The following is a 21,136-nucleotide window of genomic DNA, read 5'->3' as shown; positions in this document are numbered from 1 at the left end:
TGGGCGGGGTGTTCTGCGTCCGCCGCGACGACGACGTCGCGCAGCTCCGGCTGCTGCACGTCGAGCCCGAGGCCCGCGGCCTGGGCGTCGGGGCCGCGCTGGTCGGCGAGTGCGTCCGCTTCGCCGCCGACGCGGGATACACGGAGATGATGCTGTGGACGACGGCGCTCCAGCGTCCGGCGCACCGCGTCTACGAACGGGCCGGGTTCGTCCTGGAGGAGGAAGAGCCCCCGGCGGAGCGCTTCGGGGACGTGGTCCACGGGCAGGTCTGGCGCAAGAAGCTGTGACCGGGCCCGTGGGGCGTTCGCGCCTCCACGGGCCCGGCTCCGCAGCGATCCCTTGATGTGCTGCGCAGGCGGCCGGGACGGGGGTCGGACGGAGTACCGGCCGCCTGGGTTTCACCGGCGTGACGCCGGTCGGTGCTGAGGACCGATTCCCACCTCCCTTCCACTGCGGGCCGGGCGGGGGACCCGTCCGGCGGACGGGGGAGGACGCCGTCGAGGCGCCCGGATGTCCGGGGCCGGGCCGGCGGCACAGCTGGAGGATGCCGCCGGCCCGGCCATGGGGGACGCCGGCGCCGCGGGGGTGTGCGGCACCGGGGCCCGGGGGTGGCGGGAGTTCGCGGGCGGCGGCCCGGCCGGTCCGGTACGGCCGAGAACCCGAGGTGTGCCGCCGGGCGTCCCCGTCGCGGCGCCCGTTGGGGGAGGGCGCCTGCCGCGGTGGGACGAGCCGTGGACGCCCTCGGCCGTACGGACCGGGCCATGCACGAAGGGGGCCGTGCCGGTCTCACGCTCAGTACGGTGCATCCGGGCCCCCTCCCGCGTCGTCACCTGGGCCTTTGCCGCCCCGATGATCTTTCATTCACTCATAGTCACGATCTCGTTGCGGTAAGTACCCGCACGTCATGCGGACGTAAACCGCGCCCGCCGCAAAGAATCGTGATCAAGAACCGGACTTTGCCCCGGCATTGCCCGCGATGTTCCCGGCCGCCTCTTCCGCCTCCGCCGCCACACCGCCGCGACGCAGGAGATGGCGGGCCAGGCCCGCGCCCCCCAGCGCGGCGAGGAGCGCGCAGACGCCCGTCCAGCCGAACCTGCCGTAGGCCGCGGCACCGAGCCAGGACCCGGTGCTCCCGCCCAGGAACGAGCACGTCATGTAGGCGGTGTTGATCCGGCCGCGGGCGTCCGGGCGCAGCGCGAAGATCCGGGCCTGGTTCGCGATCGTGCCGGACTGCATCGCCACGTCCAGCAGGAGCGTCCCGGCGGCGAGGGCCACGAGCCCGGCCGCGCCGCCGAGCCCGCCGAACGCGAGCACGCCCGCGGACGCGAGGGTCCCGAGCATGACGACGAGACTGACCGGGTCGGAGCCCCGCCGGTCCACCTGCCGTCCCGCGAGCGGTGCGCAGAGCATGGTGGCCGCGCTGACCAGGGCCAGCACGCCGACCGCCTGCGCGCCGAGACCGTATTCGGGGCCGGTCAGGAACAGCGCGACGCCCGTCCACACGGCCTGGAAGCCGCCGAAGACCGTCGCCTGGTAGACGCAGGTGCGCCGCAGTTCGGGCTCGCGGCGCAGCAGCCGCAGCGGCTCGGCCAGCAGCGCCGGATACGGCTGCCGCGACGGGGGGACGGTCGTGGGCAGCGCGAACGCCAGCGCCGCCGCGATGCACAGCGCGACGACCGCGGCCACCAGGTACGGTGCCCGCCAGCCGAGCCACTCGCCGATCATCCCGCCGAACGTGCGGGCCAGCAGGATGCCGCCGATCGACCCGGACATCAGCGCCCCCATGACCGCGCCGCGCCGGTCGTCCGGCACGAGCCCGGCCGCCATCGGCGCGATCACCTGCGCGACCACGGTCGTCACCCCGACCAGCGCGCTCGCCCCGACGAGGCTCGGCAGCCCACTCGCGCCCGCCGCGCCGAGCAGCCCGATCCCGGTGACGCCGAGCAGCACGGCGATCAGCGGCCGGTGCGGGAGCCGGTCGCCGAGCGGCACCAGCAGGAAGTTCCCCGCCGCGTACCCGAACTGCGCCGCGGTCACCACCAGCGCGGCCGCGTCCGGCGAGACGCCGAGACCGGACGCGACGAGCGGGCTGACCGCCTGCGGAAAGTAGATGTTCCCCACGGCGACGCCGCAGGTCAGAGCCAGAATGAAGATCATCCGGCGGCTGAGGCCGCCGGACCGCGCGTCCGCGGACGCCACGGAAGAGGACACAGACGCTCCATGAGATTCGACGCGGGCCCGCATGCTTCGCAGGGCAGCGCGGGCGAGGACGGCAGGGGCGATTCCCCTGCGCGGGCTCGCCTCGGCGTCGAGGAGCGCGTGGATCAGGCGGCCGGTCAGGCCGTGACCGGCCGGTCAGGCCGTGGCGCGCTCCGAGGCCGAGGCGTCCGTCGTCGTCGTGCCGAGAACCAGGTGGTGCATTACGAGCCTCCCGAACCGAAACGTCCCGCGCGACGCTGGCACAACCCCCGCCGTCCCGCAACGTATTTTTCCGGCATCTTGGACGCCCTGGCGGAACACGCCCTCGACGAGCCCGCCCCCGCACCTCCCGCGCCGTGACGGCGCTGGCGGAGCGGCTTGGCGTCGCCTTTCGTCCCGCGAGCCCTGACGAGCCCGGCGGCTCGTCATGGGGTTGATCGCTTAGAGCGAACGTTGCTGCGGAAACAAAATCTTGCTCCGTTTTCTTGAGTGTAGGTGACTCAACTTACGGTTGGGCCTACTAACGGACTTGGAGCTGAGCATGAGCGAGACCCTGACGCTGCCGGTGCTGCCCCTGGACGACGGGGCCGTTCTGCCCGGCATGGTCGTGCCGCTGGACCTGTCCGAGAGCGGCGAGGTGCGCGCCGCCATCGAGGCCGCGCGGGCGGTGGCGCAGTCCAAGGGGCCGGGCATCCGGTCGGCGGCCAAGCCGCGGGTGCTGCTGGTGCCCCGGTTGAACGGGCAGTACGCCGGTGTCGGCACGCTCGGCGTGATCGAGCAGGAGGGGCGGCTGCCCGGCGGCGAGCCGGGGGCGGTCGTCCGCGGCGTGCAGCGGGTGCGGATCGGCACCGGGACGACCGGGCCGGGCGCCGCGCTGTGGGTCGAGGGCACGCTGATCGAGACGCCGCCGGACTCCGGGCGGGCGCAGGAGCTGGCGAAGGAGTACAAGAGCCTGGTCAGCGCGATCCTGCAGAAGCGCGGCGCCTGGCAGGTCGTGGACATCGTCCAGCAGATCGACGACCCGTCCACCCTGGCCGACAACGCCGGGTACGCGCCGTACCTGTCGGACGAGCAGAAGATCGAGGTCCTGGAGACCCCGGACGTGGTGGAGCGGCTCACGCTGGTGATCGGCTGGGCGCGCGACCACCTCGCGGAGCTGGACGTCGCGGAGACGATCCGCAAGGACGTCCAGGAGGGCATGGAGAAGACGCAGCGGGAGTTCCTGCTGAGGCAGCAGCAGGAGGCCATCCGCAAGGAGCTGGCCGAGCTGAACGGCGACCCCGCCGACGAGGAGGACGACTACCGGGCGCGGATCGAGGCCGCGAACCTGCCCGAGAAGGTGCGCGAGGCGGCGCTGAAGGAGGTCGACAAGCTGGAGCGGTCGTCCGAGGCCTCGCCGGAGGGCGGCTGGATCCGGACGTGGCTGGACACCGTCCTCGACATCCCGTGGAACGACCGCACCGAGGACGCCTACGACATCGGCGGCGCCCGGGAGATCCTGGACGCCGACCACGCCGGGCTCGACGACGTCAAGGAGCGCATCGTCGAGTACCTGGCCGTGCGCAAGCGGCGCGAGGAGCGCGGCCTGGGCGTCGTGGGCGGACGCAGGAGCGGTGCGGTTCTGGCGCTGACCGGGCCTCCTGGCGTCGGCAAGACGTCGCTTGGCGAGTCGGTCGCGCGGGCCATGGGACGCAGGTTCGTGCGGGTCGCGCTGGGCGGCGTCCGGGACGAGGCCGAGATCCGCGGCCACCGCCGCACGTACGTCGGCGCGCTGCCGGGACGGATCGTCCGGGCCATCCGGGAGGCCGGTTCGATGAACCCGGTCGTCCTGCTGGACGAGGTCGACAAGGTCGGCGCCGACTACCGCGGCGACCCGACCGCGGCGCTGCTTGAGGTCCTCGACCCCGAGCAGAACCACACGTTCCGGGACCACTATCTGGAGGTCGAGCTCGACCTGAGCGACGTGCTGTTCCTCGCCACCGCGAACGTGGTGGAGGCCATCCCTGGGCCGCTGCTGGACCGGATGGAGCTGGTGGAGCTGGACGGCTACACCGAGCACGAGAAGGTCACGATCGCCCGCGACCACCTGCTGCCGCGCCAGCTCGACAAGGCGGGGCTGGAGGCGTCCGAGGTCGGCTTCGGCGACGACGCGCTGCGGCTGCTGGCGGCCGAGTACACGCGGGAGGCGGGCGTCCGGTCCCTCGACCGGTCGATCGCGCGGGTGCTGCGGAAGGTCGCGGCGAACGTGGCGCTGGAGAAGGCGACGCTGCCGGTCTCCATCGGCGCGGGCGACCTGAAGGACTACCTGGGCCGTCCGAGGTTCACGCCGGAGGTCGAGCTGAGCAGGAACGAGCGGCGTACGGGCGTCCCCGGCGTCGCGACGGGCCTGGCGGTGACGGGCGCGGGCGGCGACGTCCTCTACATCGAGGCGTCGCTGGCCGACAAGGAGACCGGCGACACCGGCGTGACGCTCACCGGGCAGCTCGGCGACGTCATGAAGGAGTCGGCGCGGATCGCGCTCAGCTACCTTCGGTCGCGGGGCGCCGAGCTTGAGCTGCCGGTCGGCGACCTGAAGGACCGCGGCGTGCACGTCCACGTCCCGGCGGGCGCGATCCCGAAGGACGGCCCGAGCGCGGGCATCACGATGACGACCGCGCTGGCGTCGCTGCTGTCGGGCCGCCCGGTCCGCTCGGACGTGGCGATGACCGGCGAGGTCTCGCTGACCGGACGGGTCCTGCCGATCGGCGGGCTGAAGCAGAAGCTGCTGGCCGCGTCCAGGCTCGGGATCACCACGGCGATCGTGCCCAAGCGCAACGAGCCGGACCTCGAGGACGTCCCGGACGAGGTCTTGGAGAAGCTGACGGTCTTCACCGTCAGCGACGTCCGCGAGGTGCTGGACCTGGCCCTGGAGTCGGCCACCGCGGCGATCGCCGCCTGATCGCCCGCACCCGAACGCCCGCGCTGGGCTTCCGCTCCGGCGCGGGCGTTCGGCGTTTCCGGCGCGGGGCGTTCGGCATGCCCGGTGCGGGCGACCGACATTAACCGCCGATTCGGCCGTTCCGTAATCCACGGGCGTGAATGTCCGGTCACGCAGCGGGGAGCAAGCGCCGGGTGTTCGCAGAAATGTGGCAACGCGCGACGCCGGACCAGAAAGTTCCCTGGTACGTCGTGGCCCTCCGCGTCGTCGTGGTGACGGTGGCGCTGGGCGGTCTCGGCGTCTTCTTCTATTTCGCATTCAAACTGACACTGACGCCCGTCCGCGACCGCGGCCAAGCGGGCGGCAACACCGACCCGGGCCGTTCTCTCCGCTTCTATCTGGACCGTCCGACCAAGGACGCCGTCTTCCAGATCGGCGGCAACCTGATGCTCCTCATGCCATTGGGCGTGCTGCTCCCGATCGTCTGGACGACCCTCCGCGGCCCCATTCGGCTGGCCCTCTTGACCGGCGTTCTCTCGCTGGCCATCGAGACGGTCCAGGGCGCTTTCGTCATCGGACGGGCCTTCGACATCGACGATGTCATCCTCAACGTCATCGGAGTCCTGATCGCGTATCTCCTCCTGGGCCGCCGCCTCTCGAAATCGCTTCGCGGCCCCTGAGCGAACTGTCAGCGCGGGGTGAGGCGGAAAATCCTCAATTGGCGTGTCGTGCGTTCCACGTAGCGGTCGTAGACGGGCCAGACGGCTATTAGACGGGGCCAGATCGCGGTGCGTTCTTCGTCGTCCAGCAGGTGGGCCGTGACGGGAATGGTACGTCCCTGGAAACTGACCTCGGCTTCGGGATGTTTGAGGAGGTTGCCCGTCCAGGCGGGGTGCTTTTCGCGGCCGAAGTTGGAGCCGACGACGTACCAGCCGCCGTCCGGCATCTGTTCGGGGAGGCAGGCGAGCGGGGTCCGCCGGGGAAGGCCGCTGACGGCGCCGGTCGTCGTCAGGACCAGGCTCGGGACGAGGAGCTGGCCGAGCAGGAAGCGGCCGCCGGTGAGCCTGTGCAGCGTCCGGTCGATGGGCGGGACGACCTTGGGCCCCACCCTGGAGAACCATTCGGCGCCCGAGATCCGCTGGAAGACCGGGCCGAACACGCGCTGGACGATGGTCGGCACCGGCTGCTCCTCGATGCGGGACGTGGACGTGGGCCTGGACGTGGGCGCGGCCGGGCGCGGTGGCGGGGGCGGGTTCGCGAGGCGTCCGGCCCGCCGGGGGCCGAGGTGGCCGCTCTCCGCCAGCCACCGCAGCGCGTCGGCGACCGTCTCCTCGACGGGACGCGGCGTGAGGTCCAGCGCGTCCAGGATGGGACGGTCGTCGGTCGGCACCAGCGTGACCATGAACTCGGCGGCGTCGCGGGTGAGCGGGTAGTCGAAGTCGCGGACGCGCTTGGCGGCGTCCAGCGCCGAGCCGAGCCCGAGCATCAGGCGGCTCGGGACGCGGACGCGCCGGCACCGCACGCCCGTGAGGCGGTCGCAGAGGTCCGCGTACTGCGGCCACGTCAGGTAGTGGCCGCCGAGCACCCAGCGGCTGGGCGGCTGCCCGGCCGCGACGGAACGTGCCAGCGCCTCGCCGAGGTCGCGGACGTCGATGACCGAAACGCCGCCGCCCGGAAGTGGCCACACCTTGCCGAGCGCGGCGGCGAGCCCTTCCATGAGCGCGTCGAGCGTGGGCTGGTGGGGACCGCACACGCCGCCGGGGTAGACGATCGTGACCGGCGCGCCGTCGTCCTGGAGGCCGCGCACGTACCGCTCGGCGGCCAGCTTGGACCCGCCGTAGCCGGTGCGCGGGCTCGCGAGGGCGCCGCCGGCGGTGATGACCTGCGCGGACGGCGGGACGAACACCGCGACCGTCGACACGTGCACCACCGGGCTCAGCCCTTGGGCGACGGCCCCGCCGACCACGTTCCGGGTGCCGCGCACGTTGACGTCCACGAGGTCGAGCGGGCCGCCGGCCGCCCCGCCTCGGCCGCGGGCGCCGGTCACGCCGATCGCGGCGGCGGCGTGGATCGCGGCGTCGCAGCCTTCGAGCGCCTCGGAGACCGCGTCCGCGTCCAGCATGTCGCCGGGGACGAGTTCCACGTCCTCGGCGGCGACGCCGATCGCCCCCAGGACCTTCGCCGTCCTCCCGGGGTCGCGGACCAGGGCGCGCGGCCGGTGCCCGGCGGCCAGGAGCGCGGCGACCGTGTGAGACCCGACGAACCCCGAGGCGCCGGTGACGAAGACCCGCATGTCGGACAAACTAGCGCTTGGTTTGAACGGGCGACACCCGGCGCGCTGCGCCGTCCGCGAGTAACCGCCGAGTTTTCGGACACCTCCATTGCCGATAAGGCTTCCCTCGTTCGTTGACGATGCTGGAACGCTCCAGCACACTCGTGTCTCACCTACCGCCGACCGGGAGGGGATCAATGAGGATCGGTCTGGCCGGCGCGGGGCGCATCGGGGCGCGCCACGCCGCGGCCATGTGCGCATTGCCCGAGGTAGAGACCCTGGTCGTCGCGGACGCGGAGCCGCGCCGCGCCCGCGATCTCGCCGCCCGCCTGGCCCCGGCGTCCACCGCCGCCTCGGCCTGCCGCGTCACGGCGGTGGACACGGTCGAGGACCTGTTCTCCTCCGGCCTGGACGGGCTGATCGTCGCGGCGGCCACCGACGCGCACGCCTGCCTGGTGGAGCGGGCGGTGTCCGCGCGGATTCCTGTGTTCTGCGAGAAACCGCTCGCGTCGGACACTGATGGAACGTTCCAAACAGTAGCGGCGGCGGCCGCCGCCGGGGTGCCCGTGCAGGTCGGCTTCCAGCGCAGGTTCGACGCCGGGAACGCGGCGGCGCGCGAGGCGCTGGCGTCCGGCCGCCTCGGCTGGCTGCACACCGTCCGCTCCTGCAGCTTCGACCCGGCGCCGCCACCCGCCGAGTACGTCCCGACCTCCGGCGGGCTGTTCCGCGACTGCGTCATCCACGACCTGGACCTCATCCGCTTCGTGACGGGACGCGAGGTCGTCCGCGTGATGGCCGCGGGAGCCAACCGGGGCGACGACTTCTTCCGCGAGTGCGGCGACGTGGACACCGGATCGGCACTGCTCGTCCTGGACGACGGGTCGCTCGGCGTCGTGTCGGCCACCCGCTACAACGCCGCCGGGTACGACTCGCGGCTGGAGCTGTTCGGGTCCAAGGACAGCATCGTCGCGGGCCTGGACGACCGTACGCCCGCGACCGCGCTGCCCGAACGGGGCGAGGAGCCTAGGGCCGCCTACAGCGGGTTCATGGAACGTTTCGCCGACGCCTACGATGCTGAACTCCGCGCCTTTGTGGACGTGGTGGCCGGACGGCGCGGCAACCCATGCCCGCCTGAGGAGGCCCTGGAGGCGTTCTACCTGGCCGAGGCGTGCGAGCTGTCCCTGCGTGAGGGCCGCGTCGTCGGGACGGGGGAGGTGCGGCGATGAGGGTCGCGGGCGCACCGATTTCCTGGGGTGTTTGCGAGGTGCCTGGGTGGGGCCACCAGATGGAGCCCGCACGGGTGCTCGGCGAGATGCGCGACCTTGGCCTCGCCGCCACCGAACTGGGTCCGGACGGTTTCCTGCCGGACGGCGCGCATGCCAGGGAGGAACTGCTGGCGTCCTACGGGCTGGGGCTCGTGGGTGCGTTCGTTCCGGTCGTCCTGCACGATCCGGCGTCCGACCCGTTGCCGTCGATAGATCGGGTGCTGGACGCCGTCGACGGCGTCCTGGTGCTCGCCGCCGCCACTGGGCGCGACGGTTACGACGGGCGGCCGGAACTGGACGGGGAGGCGTGGACGACCCTGCTCGCCAACCTGGATGCGATCACGCTGAGGGCGGCCGCGCGCGGCCGTCTGGTCACCCTGCATCCGCACGTAGGGACGGTCGTGGAAGAACGTGCGGAGGTCGAGCGCGTCCTGGACGGCAGCAACGTTCCGCTGTGCCTGGACACGGGGCATCTGTTGGTCGGGGGCACAGATCCGGTGTGGCTGGCGCGTTTCGCAGCGCGGCGCATAGCGCACGTCCATCTGAAAGACGTGGACGTGGGTCTTGCCCGGCGCGTGCTCAACGGCGAGGTCGCCTACACGGACGCGGTGCGCGACGGTCTGTATCGACCGCTCGGGGACGGCGACATCGACATCCCCGGCATCATCCGCACCCTGGAGGACGCCGGTTACGAAGGCTGGTACGTGATGGAGCAGGACACCGTCCTGACCGAAGAGCCCGCAGACGGCGGCGGACCGTACGGCGACGTCCGCAGGAGCCTCGACTTCCTCGCCTTCCACGCCGGAGCGGCCCGATGATGTTCGACCTCATCACCATGGGACGGGTGAGCGTCGACGTCTACCCGGACCAGGTGGGCGTGCCGCTGGAGGACGTCGAGTCGTTCGGCAAGTATCTCGGCGGCAGTCCCACCAACGTCGCCGTGGCGGCGGCACGGTATGGACGTAGCGCCGCCGTCATCACCCGTACTGGCGAGGACCCGTTCGGACGGTTCGTCCGCAAGGCGCTCCAGGGTTACGGCGTAGACGACAGGTATGTCACGGCCGTTCCCGGGCTGCCGACTCCGCTGGCCTTCTGCGAGATCTTCCCGCCGGACGATTTCCCGCTGTACTTCTACCGCTATCCCAAGGCCCCCGACCTGGAGATCTACACCCACGAACTGGACCTTGAGGCGATCCGCGAGGCCCGGATCATGTGGGGAACCGTCACCGGCCTGTCGCAGGAGCCGAGCCGTTCGGCCACCCTGTCCGCGCTGTCCGAACACCCAGGGCAGACCGTCATCGACCTCGACTACCGTCCGATGCTCTGGGACGACCCGAGCGAAGCACCGCACTGGGCAGGGCTCGCCTTGGAACACGCCTCCGTCGCCGTCGGAAACCTGGAGGAGTGCGAGGTCGCAGTGGGGCAGCGGGAGCCGCGCGCCGCCGCCCGCGCGATCCTGGAACGCGGCCCAGAACTCGCCATCGTGAAGATGGGCCCGGACGGCGTGCTCGCCGCGACGTCCACCGAGATGGTGGAGGTTCCCCCGGTCAAGGTCGACGTCGTCAACGGGCTCGGTGCGGGGGACGCGTTCGGCGGCGCGATCTGCCACGGCCTTCTGGCCGGGTGGGACCTGCGGCGGCTCATCGGGTTCGCGGGCGCCGCCGGGGCCCTCGTCGCGTCCCGCATCGCCTGTTCCGACGCGATGCCCGCGCAGGACGAGGTCGAGGAACTCCTGGAGCGTGCGTGATGAAGCACCACCTGCCCGCCGGAACCGCCGCTGAGGGGCCGTACGCGCTGGCCGTGACACCGGAGTCGGCCGGTTGGGCTTACTCCGCGCTACGCGTGCTGGAGCTGCCGGCCGGTGGCTCGCACGAGTTCGCGACGGGCGAGTTCGAGACGATCGTGCTGCCGCTGTCCGGGTCGTGCACGGTCGAGTGCGACGGGGAGCGGTTCGAGCTGGCCGGGCGAGACGACGTCTTCAGCCGGGTCAGCGATTTCGCCTACGTGCCGCGCGACGCGCGCGTACGAGTGCGGGGCAGTGGACGGTTCGCGCTGGCGGGGGCCCGATGCGAGGCGCGCCTGGCACCGCGCTACGGCCCGGCAGAGGACGTCCCTGTGGAACTGCGGGGAGCGGGTGCCGCGAGCCGCCAGGTGAACAATTTCGGCACGCCCGAGGGCTTTCCCTTCGCCGAGAAGCTGATCGCGTGCGAGGTGCTGACGCCCGGCGGATGCTGGTCGTCGTTCCCGCCGCACAAGCACGACGAGGAGACGCCGGACGAGGCCGTCCTGGAGGAGATCTACTACTTCGAGGTGGCGGGCGAGTCCGGGATGGCCTACCAGCGGGTGTACGGGTCGCCGGGGCGCCCGATCGACGTGCTCGCGGAGGTGCGCAGTGGTGACGCGGTACTGATTCCGTATGGCTGGCACGGCCCGTCCATGGCCGCGCCAGGGCACGACCTCTACTACCTCAACGTGATGGCAGGCCCGGCGGACGAGCGCGCCTGGCGGATCTGCGACGACCCGGCGCACGCATGGATCCGCGGCACCTGGGCGGGGCAGCCGGTCGATCCGCGCCTGCCGCTCACCTCGGCGGAGGGACGGTCATGAGGCTCACGGTCGGGCAGGCGGTGGTCCGCTTCCTGGCGGCGCAGTACAGCGAGCGGGACGGGGCAGAGAGACGCTTCTTCGCGGGCTGTTTCGGCATCTTCGGGCACGGCAACGTCGCAGGCATCGGGCAGGCCCTGCTGGAGCACGCCGACGACTTGCCCTACTACATGGCGCGCAACGAACAGGCGATGGTGCACACCGCCTCTGGATTCGCCCGGATGAACGACCGGATGGCCACTTTCGCCTGCACCACGTCCATCGGACCCGGCGCGACCAACATGGTGACCGGTGCGGCGCTGGCCACGATCAATCGGCTCCCTGTCCTGCTGCTGCCCGGCGACATCTTCGCCACCCGTGTTGCCAACCCGGTCTTGCAGGAACTGGAGGACGCCCGCTCCTACGACGTATCAGTCAACGACTGCTTCAAGCCCGTGTCGAAGTACTGGGACCGCATCAATCGTCCCGAACAGTTGCCGAGCGCGTTGCTGGCGGCGATGAGGGTGCTCACCGATCCGGCTGAAACCGGTGCGGTCACCCTCGCGCTGCCCCAGGACGTCCAGGCTGAGGCGTACGACTGGCCGGACGAACTGTTCGCTCGCAGGGTGTGGCGCATTCCGCGTCCGCTGCCGGAACCTGCCGCGTTGGAAGAAGCGTCCGCTGTGTTGGAAGCGGGTGAGCGTCCGCTGATCGTGGCGGGCGGCGGTGTCATCTACTCCGACGCGACCGACGAACTGCGCGCGTTCGCCGAACGCACCGGCATCCCAGTGGCCGAGACCCAAGCGGGCAAAGGCTCCCTGCCCTGGGACCACGAACGCTCTGTCGGCGCCATAGGAGCGACTGGCACGACCGCCGCGAACGCACTCGCCCGCACAGCGGACGTGGTCCTCGGCATAGGAACCCGCTACAGCGACTTCACGACCGCGTCCCGCAGCCTGTTCGCCCACCCGGACGTGCGGTTCGTGAACATCAACGTCGCCCGTCCGGACGCGGTCAAGCTCGGCGGCGCGTCCGTCGTCGCCGACGCCAGGGAAGGCCTCAGAGGGCTCAACGCGGTTCTCGACGGCTACACCGTGGCCCAGACCTACCGCGACGAAGCTAGGACCCTGACGGCCGACTGGAACGCCAAGGTGGACATTGCTTTCGCCTCCCAGGGCAGGACGCCGCTCACCCAGTCCGAGGTGATCGGGGCCGTCCAGGGGGAGACCGGGCCACGGGACGTGGTGATCTGCGCGGCCGGGTCCATGCCGGGCGACCTGCACAAGCTGTGGCGGGCCAGCGACCCCAAGGGCTACCACGTCGAGTACGGCTACTCCTGCATGGGCTACGAGATCGCGGGCGGGCTCGGCGTGAAGATGGCCGCGCCGGACCGCGAGGTGTTCGTCCTGGTCGGGGACGGTTCGTACCTGATGATGGCGCAGGAACTGGCCACGGCCGTCGCCGAGGGGATCAAGCTGATCGTCGTCCTCGTCCAGAACCACGGGTTCGCCTCGATCGGGAACCTGTCGGAATCGGTCGGCGCGCAGCGGTTCGGCACCCGCCACCGCGCCCGCACCGCCACCGGGCTCGACGGCGACCCGCTCCCCGTCGACCTCGCCGCGAACGCCGCCAGCCTCGGCGCCGACGTCGTCCGCGCCGCCACCCTCGACGACCTGCGGGAAGCGCTCCACCAGGCGCGGAAGGCCGCGCGGACCACGGTTATCCACATTGAGACGAACCCCTTGGCAGGCCCCCCGGACAGTGCGGCATGGTGGGACGTCCCGGTCGCGGAAGTGGCGGCGCTGGACTCCACCAGGGAGGCCCGCGCCCGCTATGAGGCGGATCGGCGCGCGCGCCGCCACCATCTGTGATCAACTCCTCTGACCGACCACTCGGGGAGAAACGGAGAGCATCCGATGAGAGGCGTTTTCGCGCGTGGGACGTCCAGGAGACTCGCGGTGCTGGCCGCCGCGGCGCTCCTGGCGCTGAGCGCCTGCAGCAGTGAGGGCGGCAAGAAGTCCGAGGAGGCCCCGGAGGGCGCCGGCCCGCGGCTGAAGATCGCGATGGTCACCCACTCCGCCCCCGGCGACACCTTCTGGGACATCGTGCAGAAGGGCGCCAAGGCGGCCGCCGCCAAGGACAACGTCGAGTTCCTCTACTCCGCCGACCCGGACGGCGGCAAGCAGGCTCAGCTCGTCCAGGCCGCCATCGACAAGAAGGTCGACGGCATCGTCGTCACCCTCGCCAAGCCCGACGCGATGAAGGACGTCCTGGCCCGCGCCGCCGCCGCGAAGATCCCGGTGGTCTCGATCAACTCCGGGCAGGGCGAGTCGGCCAAGCTCGGCGCGATCGCGCACTTCGGGCAGGACGAGGCGATCGCCGGCGAGGCCGCCGGGACCGAGCTGGCCAGGATCGGCTCGAAGAAGGCGCTGTGCGTCATCCACGAGCAGGGCAACGTCGGCCTGGAGGACCGCTGCGCCGGCGCGAAGAAGACGTTCGGCGGCCAGATGGAGAACCTGTTCGTCCAGGGCGCGAACATGCCGGAGGTCAAGTCGTCCATCACCGCCAAGCTCCAGGCCGACGACGGCGTCGACGGGATCCTCACGCTCGGCGCGCCGTTCGCCGCGACCGCCGTCGACTCGGTCAAGGAGACCGGCTCCAAGGCCAAGGTCGCGACGTTCGACCTGAACAAGGACCTCATCGCCTCGATCACCTCCGGCGCCATCGTGTTCGCCGTCGACCAGCAGCCCTACCTGCAGGGATACGGCGCCGTCGACCAGCTGTGGCTGCTGCGGAACAACGGCAACGTCCTCGGCGGCGGACGTCCCGTGCTGACCGGCCCGGCGATCGTCACCAAGCAGAACGCGGGGCAGCTGGAGGCGTTCGCGAACCGGGGGACACGATGACCCACGCGGCGTCATCGGGGCTGGCGGAGCCGCCGGTGGCCAAGCCGGGCCCGGACGAGCGCCTGTCCCGGCAGTCGCTTCTGCGGCGGCTGCTGGGCCGCCCCGAGCTCGGCGCGCTGCTCGGCGCCGTCGCGCTGTTCGCGTTCTTCTCGATCGTCGCGGACGCGTTCCTGGAGGCCGGGTCGTTCTCCACCGTCCTGTACGCCGCCTCCACGTACGGGATCATGGCGGTCGGCGTGTCGCTGCTCATGATCGGCGGCGAGTTCGACCTGTCCGCCGGGGTGATGGTGACGTCCGCGGCGCTGATCGCCGCGCTGACCGCCTACCAGTTCACGCTGAACGTGTGGGCCGGCGTCGTGATCTCCCTCGTGCTGACCTTGGCGCTCGGCATGGTGAACGGCCTGCTCTACGTCCGGACGAAGCTGCCGAGCTTCATCATCACCCTCGCCACGTTCTTCATGCTCGCCGGGCTGAACCTCGGCGTGACGAAGGCGCTCACCGGCAACGTCGCCAGCGACTCCGTCCGCGACATGGACGGCTTCGGCAGCGCCCGCTGGATCTTCGCGTCCGACGTCAACGTGCTGGACGTCCTCGACACCGTCTACGTGCTCGGCGCCGTCGAGGCCATCGGGCTCGACGGCGTCCTCGACCTCGACATCAAGATCACGGTGTTCTGGTGGCTGCTGTTCGTCGCGATCGCGACCTGGATCCTGCTGCGCACCCGGACCGGCAACTGGATCTTCGCGGCGGGCGGCTCCGCGGCCAGCGCCCGCGCCGTCGGCGTCCCGGTCGCCCGCGTCAAGGTCGGCCTGTTCATGGGCGTCGCGTTCTGCGCCTGGTTCTCCGGGATGCACCTGGTGTTCGCGTTCGCGACCGTCCAATCGGGGGAGGGCGTCGGCAACGAGTTCCTGTACATCATCTGCGCGGTCATCGGCGGGTGCCTGCTGACCGGCGGCTACGGGTCGGCGATCGGCGCCGCGATCGGCGCGTTCATCTTCGGCATGACGAACAAGGGCATCGTCTACGCGGAGTGGAACCCGGACTGGTTCCGGTTCTTCCTCGGCGCGATGCTGCTCATCGCAACCGTGGTGAACCTGATCGTCCGGCGCAGAGTGGAGCGGTCGTCATGACGGGCACGACGGGCACGGCGCCGCCGCCGGAGACGCCGCTGATCAGGCTGACCGGCGTCGGCAAGAACTACGGCAACGTCATCGCGCTCCGCGACGTGAGCCTGGAGGCGTCCGCCGGCGAGGTCACCTGCGTGCTCGGCGACAACGGCGCGGGCAAGTCCACGCTCATCAAGATCGTCGCCGGGCTGCACCGCCACGACACCGGCGCCTACGAGGTGCAGGGCGAGGAGGTCGCGTTCGGCTCACCCCGCGAGGCCCTCGACCGCGGCATCGCGACCGTCTACCAGGACCTCGCGGTCGTCCCGCTGATGCCGGTCTGGCGGAACTTCTTCCTCGGCTCCGAGAAGCGCAAGGGCTTCGGCCTCCTCGACATCGAGTTCATGCGCAGGACGGCGCACGGCGAGATGGCCGCGATGGGCATCGACCTGCGCGACGTCGACCAGCCCATCGGCACCCTCTCCGGCGGCGAGCGGCAGTGCGTGGCGATCGCCCGCGCCGTCTACTTCGGCGCCAAGGCCCTCGTCCTGGACGAGCCCACGGCCGCCCTCGGCGTCAAGCAGGCCGGGGTCGTGCTCCGCTACATCGTCCAGGCCCGCGAACGCGGCCTCGCGGTCATCCTCATCACCCACAACCCGCACCACGCCTACCCGGTCGGCGACCGCTTCCTGATCCTCAACCGCGGCCAGAGCATCGGCTACCACGCCAAGTCCGAGATCACCCGCGACGAACTGACCGCCCTCATGGCCGGAGGCAGAGAACTGGAGGAACTGGCCCACGAACTCGACTCCGCAGGCTCGTCCACCACCGCAAGACAACTGACAAAGGAGGCAGAACACCTAGGCCTAACCGAAGACTGACCAGTGGACACCGCTCCGGTGACTCGGGGTGGCACGAACTTCATGACAACAAAGGCCGTGTCGGATTGGGATCGGGTATCGAGGGTCCGTAGGAGACGCTGCTGATGAGCGGCGCTGGCCCGCACCGCTCCTTGAACGGCAGCGGCTCGATCTCGGTCAGGAGCTCGTCGACGCGCATGGGGCGCAATCTTGCCCGATCAATTCGCCATTTTCATCCGGTTTCTTCTGGCGGACGGGCCGCGGTGATCTGTTCCGCGAGTTTGCGGACGCGCGCCTCGTGCTCGTCGTAGCCGACGACGACCGGCGGCTCGTTGTACGGCATCGTGTCGGACGAGCGGCGCAGCTTCACGTACTGGCCGCACGCGTCGATCGCGTACGGTTCCATGTCGTCCTGCAAGGCGCCGATCACGGTGATGCCGTGCGTCTCACCGATTTTGCGGAACAGCGCGACGGCCTCTTTTCGGTGCTCCTTGCCCAGATTGCGGCCAAGCTCGTCTAGGACGAGGCAGAGGCGGCCTCCGCCGGAGCTTGCCAGTGCAGCCGCGCACACCAATTTGACGGCCTTTTCGTCCATGAGCGCTGTATTCGCACGACGGTTGTACGGGACGTACCGCTGCCCGTCCGAGCGCCGCCATTTCGGCGTGACCCGCCAGCGCCACTCCTGCTCGGGGTCGGCGGGCTGCTCCGGGGTGGGAAATTCCAGCGTCGCGCCGTAGCCGCCATAGGCGACGTCGAGTTTCTCGAATTCGTCCGACACGCGCTGCAGGCGGGCGCGGATCGCGGCGGTGAGCGCCGTGCGGTGCGCCTCCGCTGCGCCCGCCGCCTCCGTCGCGCCCTTCTGCGCCTTCTCCAGATCGGCGCGGCGCGCCGAGAGCTGCACCTCGATCTGCCGCCGCTGGTGTTTCTCGTAGTCCTCCTGCTGGCGCAGATACGCTTCCACGGCCTTCACCAGGCGCGGGAACGTCGCCTGTTCGCGGTCCGTACGGCGGCCCTCGCCGTCGGCGCGTTCGCGCAGTAGGAACCGGATCTCCTCCGGCATGTCGTCATCGGACGGACCATCCGGGAACACGCGGCGGAGTGCCTCGGACAGGTGCTTCTCAGCGGTGTGCCACCATTCGGCGGGCGTCCATGTGGATTCGTCGTCGTCCAGGCCGGAGAGCCATTCCGCAGCGCCCTCGCGGGTGCCGCCCCAGTCCTTCTCCAGGGCGTCCAGGCCGAGCGCGGCGCGCTTGTCGGCCAGCTCGGACGATGCGCGCCGGAGCTTGTCGCGTTCGCGTTCGTGCGCTTCGCGGCGTCCGCGCAGCCGGTCGATTTCCAGCGCGCGCGTGTCGGCCTTTGCCTGGAGGCGCCGCAGCGTCTGCTCCGCTGATCCCAGGCGCGGGCCTAGCCGCGACTCACCGGCCGCCAGTTCTTCCAGCCGTCCGCGCAGCCCCGTCATCGTCTCGCGGACGCCGTCCAGTTCGTCGGCTGCGCGCGCGCCCGCGAGGCGCCGGCCAGCGAGGGCCACGTCGGCGGCGGCGTCGGACGTGGCCTGTTGCGCTTGTTCTAGGGATTCCTGCGCGGCCTCCAGCGCGGCCCGTGCCGCCTGCACGCGCGCTACGCGTCCGGTCACCGGGTCGGGGAACCCGCCCACAATGACGACGGGCCGTCGTTGCGATGGCGTCTCGGGGTCGTCGTTGAGGAAGGCGAAGAAACGTCCCAGCGACTGCTCGCAGCTGATCCCTTCAGGGAGGCCGCTGTCGCCGCCTGCGGGGACGATCGTCGAGCCGGGCATCTCCTTGAGGGCGGCGACGGCGGCGTCGAGGTCGTCCGTCCCGACGACGACGGCCTCCCTGTACGGCCACAGAGCGGCTTCCCAGCGTTCCCGTACGTCTTCGGCCAGTTCCACCGCATCCAGAAGCCCGACAGCGGCGATGCCCTTGGCGGTGAGCGCGCGGATCTGCGCGGGTGCGCTGCCCTCACCCGCCTCAGCCTCGGCCAGGGATCGTTGCGCGCGCGCGACAGCGCCCTTGGCCATTCCCAGCTGTTGCTGGGCTTCGTCACGTCGTGCCTCTGCCCTGGCCAGTTCGGCGCGTGCCTTTTCGCCGTCGCGTCCGTCTGCCTCCCGCTGCCGTTCCTCCAGCGAGGAGACGCGTCGCCGTAGCTCGTCTAGGCGATTTCGGGCGACGGCCTTGTCCGCGCCCAGCTCGTCCACCTGGCCCTTCAGCTCGGCCAGGGCCGCGCCAGCCTCGGTCAACTGTGCGTCCAGGGCACCGCCGGTGAGCTGCTCCATCTCCCGCTCTGCGGCCTTGGCGGCGGCGGCCAGCTCGTCGCTCTCGGCGCGCAGCCGTTCCTGCTCGGCGGCGTGCGCGGCGTCGGCCTCTGCCGCGTCCACCAGGAGGCGGGCGTGGCGCGTCCGCCAGTGCCGCAGCGCCCCCGCCACCTCGTCGCGGGCCCGGTCGCGCCGGTCGAACGTCTTCAGCAGCGCCGCCGCCTCCCGCTCCCACTCCGTGAGCCGCTCCGCTGCCTCCGCCGCCTTGGCGCGTTCGCGGTGCTCCTCCGCGCGGGACTTGCGCTCTGCCTCCAGCTCCCGGTCCAGCCCGGTCAGCGCCGCGATCGCGCTGAAGATCCGCTCGGGGGGAATCTCGTTCAGCGGCTGGGACAGCAGGTTTGTCGCGACCTTCGACCGTACGGACGTCGACAGGAACGACACGCACCGCACCTGCCCGCCGTAGAGGGCGCGGGACAGGTCCTTCGCGACCAGATCGCGGCGTCCGGCGCTGCGTGGTAGGCCCGCCCAGAGCCGGTCGGCGAGCGACACGCGATCGGCCTCGGACGGAGCCGCCGCCAGGTGGACGCCCTGCCGCCAGCGGATTTCCAGGTGCGGCGCGTCCACGTTCACCCGCAGCCATACGGTGAGCGCAGTTTCGCCGTCCTCCTCCGTGGGCTCGGTGTAGTCGAAGACACCGACGATGTATCCGTGGTCTGCGCTCGCCCACTGGCTGTCGCCCTGCGCCGCCAGTTCGGCGTTGAAAAGCAGCTCCGCCACTGCGCGTGCACCCGATGCGAACCGCCACTGCTCGTCGCCCAGGAGCGCGGTGATGGCGGCGATGAACGACGACTTGCCCGCGCCGTTGGAGTCCTTGGGTCCTTGCCCGGCGACCACGATCAGCGTCCCGGGGACGGTCGGGACCGGATGCGTGGACAGCCGCGAGATGTTCACCGCCTGCACGGCCACCAGCGTCCGGTCGCCGACGACGTTCTCGGCGTCGCCGCGTGCGGGCTCCGGCACCAGCGATTCTGCGCGGCCAGGTTCGAGTACGGCCGTCATGTGTTCTCCCCCTGATCGCGTTCCCGGCCTCTGCGGCGCGCCCGGATCGCCGCCGCGAGCGGCGAATCGGGACCGGCGGCCAGGATCAGCTCCTCCTGCAGGCGGCGTCGTGCCGCGTCCGTCAGCCGGTGGAACTGCGGGCCCGGGACGAATCCGCCTGCCTCGTCTGCGCCCGCCTTCACTTGGGACACCAGGCCCGCTAGCCGGAGCTTGCGCAGCGACGTTTCTAGTTCCCCAAGGGGCAGTTGCGTGCGGCGGCGCAGTTCGTCCATGGGCGTCGGGTAGGGCGACAGCCACGAATCGTCCGCCAGCGACCCCGCCGCCCGGGGAATGGCCACCGAGTGGATGAGTACCAGTGTCAGGACGGCCCGTTCCTGCACCGGTAGGACGCATTCGGGGTCTCGTGCCAGTTCGGCGGCGACATCGTCGCGGTATCCGGAAATCCACCGTGTCTGCTCGGAGCGGACCAGCGTCCGGCCGCTCAGCGCGAGCAACTGCTCGACCGTCCGGCGGAGGGCCGGTTCCCGCAGCGCCGCGAACCGCACCTCCGACACCGGCTCGGCCGCGTGCTCCACCGCCATGTAGGCCGCGACCAGGTCCGCCCGGCGCCGCTCGTCGTACGAGCGCAAGATCCCCTCGAACAGCTCACTCATCGCCGGCCTCCGAGTTATCCACAGGTTCGGAATTTTCGGCGGCCGAGGTCGGGGCTGCGGCAGGGTCGGATGACAGGTGAGGGCTAGCAGGAGGTGCTGATGATCCAGCCGGTGCAGGTTCCGGTTCGGCGTCCGGACGCGGCGGTTCGGCGTCCGGGCGTGGCGGTTCGAGGTCCGGGCGCGGCGGCTCGGGGAGGCGGCGGAGGAGGTCCCGCAGCGACGCGAGCGAACCCTCCGACCACAGCGCGACCCGGGGGCCCGGGCGGACGGCGCCCGCGGACTCGTCGAGGAGCAGCCAGCCCGTGTCCGACAGGCGGCGCAGCTCGCCGGTGGCCCAGCGGCGGGCCAGGTCGGTGTCGCCGCGGGTCATGTTCGCGTACACGTCCAGGACGCCCGCGACCGCGGCCCGAGTGCCGGGCCACGGTGCGTCGTCGAGGCGCGGCCAGCAGCAGCGGAGCGCCGCGGCGAGGACGCGGCGCGCCTGACCAGCGCGGTCCAGCGGCATCGGCGGGGTCTCGTACTCCTCCAGCAGCGCGGGCGTCGCACCGTCCGGCCACTCCGGGAGCAGCCAGACGCGGACGCCGTCCGTCGCCCCGACCGCGCCGGGCGGAACGGGCTCGGACACGGCGATGGACGGCGCCCCAAGCACGCGCGCACGGGCCCGCCCCAGCACATGCGGATCGGGGCGACCCGCGGGCGGGCTGTCGCCGCCGGTCGCGGGGGCGGTCACTGGCCCGTCCTCTCGAACCAGCCGGGGGAAACCCAGGTGGGGGAGCCGTGCGGGCGGACGGTCAGACCGTCCGACCAGACGAGCCGGTAGGGGAGTTCGGGATGCAGATGAGCGGACGACAGGTCGGCGAGGACGCGGCGGGCGGTGGTCCAGTCCTGGGCGAGGACGTCCTCGACCGCGATCCGGTCGCGGCCCCGGAGGACCTGCTCGGCGATGCCGCGGAGCCGTTCCATGGCCGTCGTGTCCGAGCCCGCGTCGCCCGAGAGCCCCAGGTCGGGCACGGACGGGCGGGGCGGGGCCGGGCGCGGGGGTGT

Annotated in this window: 17 protein-coding genes and 1 pseudogene; 11 read left to right on the top strand and 7 right to left on the bottom strand. The window is 71.5% G+C overall.

Translation table 11 applies throughout. The annotated features are described in order from the left end of the window. Positions 1-287: GNAT family N-acetyltransferase (locus E1287_RS34070; protein WP_131969391.1), on the top strand; the 287-nt coding region annotated here is incomplete at its 5' end. Between the two features lie 655 nt (positions 288-942). On the opposite strand, the gene E1287_RS34065 is transcribed toward E1287_RS34070, so the two are convergent. Then, entirely contained in the window at positions 943-2,211 is a 1,269-nt protein-coding gene (locus E1287_RS34065; RefSeq protein WP_243719621.1) for an MFS transporter, read from the bottom strand. 529 nt (positions 2,212-2,740) lie between these two features. On the opposite strand from E1287_RS34065, the gene lon reads away from it, so the two are divergent. Next, on the top strand, positions 2,741-5,137 hold the full coding sequence (lon, locus tag E1287_RS34060) for an endopeptidase La (RefSeq protein WP_131969390.1): 2,397 nt from the start codon (positions 2,741-2,743) through the stop codon (positions 5,135-5,137). Between the two features lie 173 nt (positions 5,138-5,310). After that, positions 5,311-5,796: a VanZ family protein gene (locus E1287_RS34055; protein ID WP_243719620.1), complete on the top strand. Its 486-nt coding sequence runs from the start codon at positions 5,311-5,313 to the stop codon at positions 5,794-5,796. Positions 5,797-5,804: 8 nt separating this feature from the next. On the opposite strand, the gene E1287_RS34050 is transcribed toward E1287_RS34055, so the two are convergent. Further along, positions 5,805-7,409 carry a nitroreductase family deazaflavin-dependent oxidoreductase gene (locus E1287_RS34050; protein WP_131969388.1) on the bottom strand — a complete coding sequence of 535 codons (1,605 nt, stop codon included), beginning with the start codon at positions 7,407-7,409 and terminating at the stop codon, positions 5,805-5,807. 176 nt (positions 7,410-7,585) lie between these two features. Here E1287_RS34050 and E1287_RS34045 point away from each other — a divergent pair, with 176 nt between their 5' ends. Genes E1287_RS34045 through E1287_RS34010 form a run of 8 tightly spaced genes read left to right on the top strand, consistent with a single transcriptional unit; the run spans position 7,586 to position 16,129 of the window. Beyond that, positions 7,586-8,614: a Gfo/Idh/MocA family oxidoreductase gene (locus E1287_RS34045; RefSeq protein WP_131969387.1), complete on the top strand. Its 1,029-nt coding sequence runs from the start codon at positions 7,586-7,588 to the stop codon at positions 8,612-8,614. 59 nt (positions 8,615-8,673) lie between these two features. Next, positions 8,674-9,471: a TIM barrel protein gene (locus E1287_RS34040; protein ID WP_243719619.1), complete on the top strand. Its 798-nt coding sequence runs from the start codon at positions 8,674-8,676 to the stop codon at positions 9,469-9,471. After that, positions 9,471-10,400, top strand: a complete 930-nt coding sequence (iolC, locus tag E1287_RS34035) for a 5-dehydro-2-deoxygluconokinase (protein WP_207934631.1) — start codon at positions 9,471-9,473, stop codon at positions 10,398-10,400. Before E1287_RS34040 ends, iolC begins: the two co-directional genes overlap by 1 nt. Further along, a complete protein-coding gene (iolB, locus tag E1287_RS34030; RefSeq protein WP_131969393.1) occupies positions 10,400-11,260 on the top strand; it encodes a 5-deoxy-glucuronate isomerase in 861 nt (286 codons plus the stop codon). The genes iolC and iolB overlap by 1 nt, the downstream gene beginning before the upstream one ends. After that, positions 11,257-13,107 (top strand): 3D-(3,5/4)-trihydroxycyclohexane-1,2-dione acylhydrolase (decyclizing), encoded by a 1,851-nt coding sequence (gene iolD, locus E1287_RS34025; protein WP_131969384.1) that lies wholly within the window; start codon positions 11,257-11,259, stop codon positions 13,105-13,107. Before iolB ends, iolD begins: the two co-directional genes overlap by 4 nt. A 45-nt stretch (positions 13,108-13,152) precedes the next feature. After that, positions 13,153-14,142, top strand: coding sequence for a sugar ABC transporter substrate-binding protein (locus tag E1287_RS34020; protein ID WP_131969383.1), 990 nt, complete (start codon positions 13,153-13,155; stop codon positions 14,140-14,142). Continuing rightward, positions 14,139-15,272: an ABC transporter permease gene (locus E1287_RS34015; protein ID WP_131969382.1), complete on the top strand. Its 1,134-nt coding sequence runs from the start codon at positions 14,139-14,141 to the stop codon at positions 15,270-15,272. The genes E1287_RS34020 and E1287_RS34015 overlap by 4 nt, the downstream gene beginning before the upstream one ends. Further along, a complete protein-coding gene (locus E1287_RS34010) occupies positions 15,269-16,129 on the top strand; it encodes an ATP-binding cassette domain-containing protein (protein ID WP_131969381.1) in 861 nt (286 codons plus the stop codon). The genes E1287_RS34015 and E1287_RS34010 overlap by 4 nt, the downstream gene beginning before the upstream one ends. A 40-nt stretch (positions 16,130-16,169) precedes the next feature. Here the strand turns inward: E1287_RS34010 and E1287_RS44185 are convergent, their stop codons facing one another. The 5 genes and pseudogenes from E1287_RS44185 to E1287_RS33990 all read right to left on the bottom strand — a co-directional run. Continuing rightward, positions 16,170-16,307: a hypothetical protein gene (locus tag E1287_RS44185; protein ID WP_165969330.1), complete on the bottom strand. Its 138-nt coding sequence runs from the start codon at positions 16,305-16,307 to the stop codon at positions 16,170-16,172. A 33-nt stretch (positions 16,308-16,340) separates the two neighbouring features. Continuing rightward, positions 16,341-19,439 carry a chromosome partitioning protein ParA gene (locus E1287_RS34005; RefSeq protein WP_243719618.1) on the bottom strand — a complete coding sequence of 1,033 codons (3,099 nt, stop codon included), beginning with the start codon at positions 19,437-19,439 and terminating at the stop codon, positions 16,341-16,343. Beyond that, positions 19,436-20,092 carry a hypothetical protein gene (locus E1287_RS34000; RefSeq protein WP_131969380.1) on the bottom strand — a complete coding sequence of 219 codons (657 nt, stop codon included), beginning with the start codon at positions 20,090-20,092 and terminating at the stop codon, positions 19,436-19,438. The genes E1287_RS34005 and E1287_RS34000 overlap by 4 nt, the downstream gene beginning before the upstream one ends. Continuing rightward, positions 20,085-20,822, bottom strand: coding sequence for a hypothetical protein (locus tag E1287_RS46025; RefSeq protein ID WP_243719617.1), 738 nt, complete (start codon positions 20,820-20,822; stop codon positions 20,085-20,087). Before E1287_RS46025 ends, E1287_RS34000 begins: the two co-directional genes overlap by 8 nt. After that, positions 20,819-21,136 (bottom strand): annotated as a pseudogene (locus E1287_RS33990) (hypothetical protein); the annotation flags it as partial. The gene E1287_RS46025 and the pseudogene E1287_RS33990, both read right to left, overlap by 4 nt.

It is taken from the genome of Actinomadura sp. KC06 (assembly GCF_004348735.1).
Lineage (GTDB): Bacteria > Actinomycetota > Actinomycetes > Streptosporangiales > Streptosporangiaceae > Spirillospora.
This window is presented reverse-complemented; position numbering and strand designations above follow the sequence as displayed.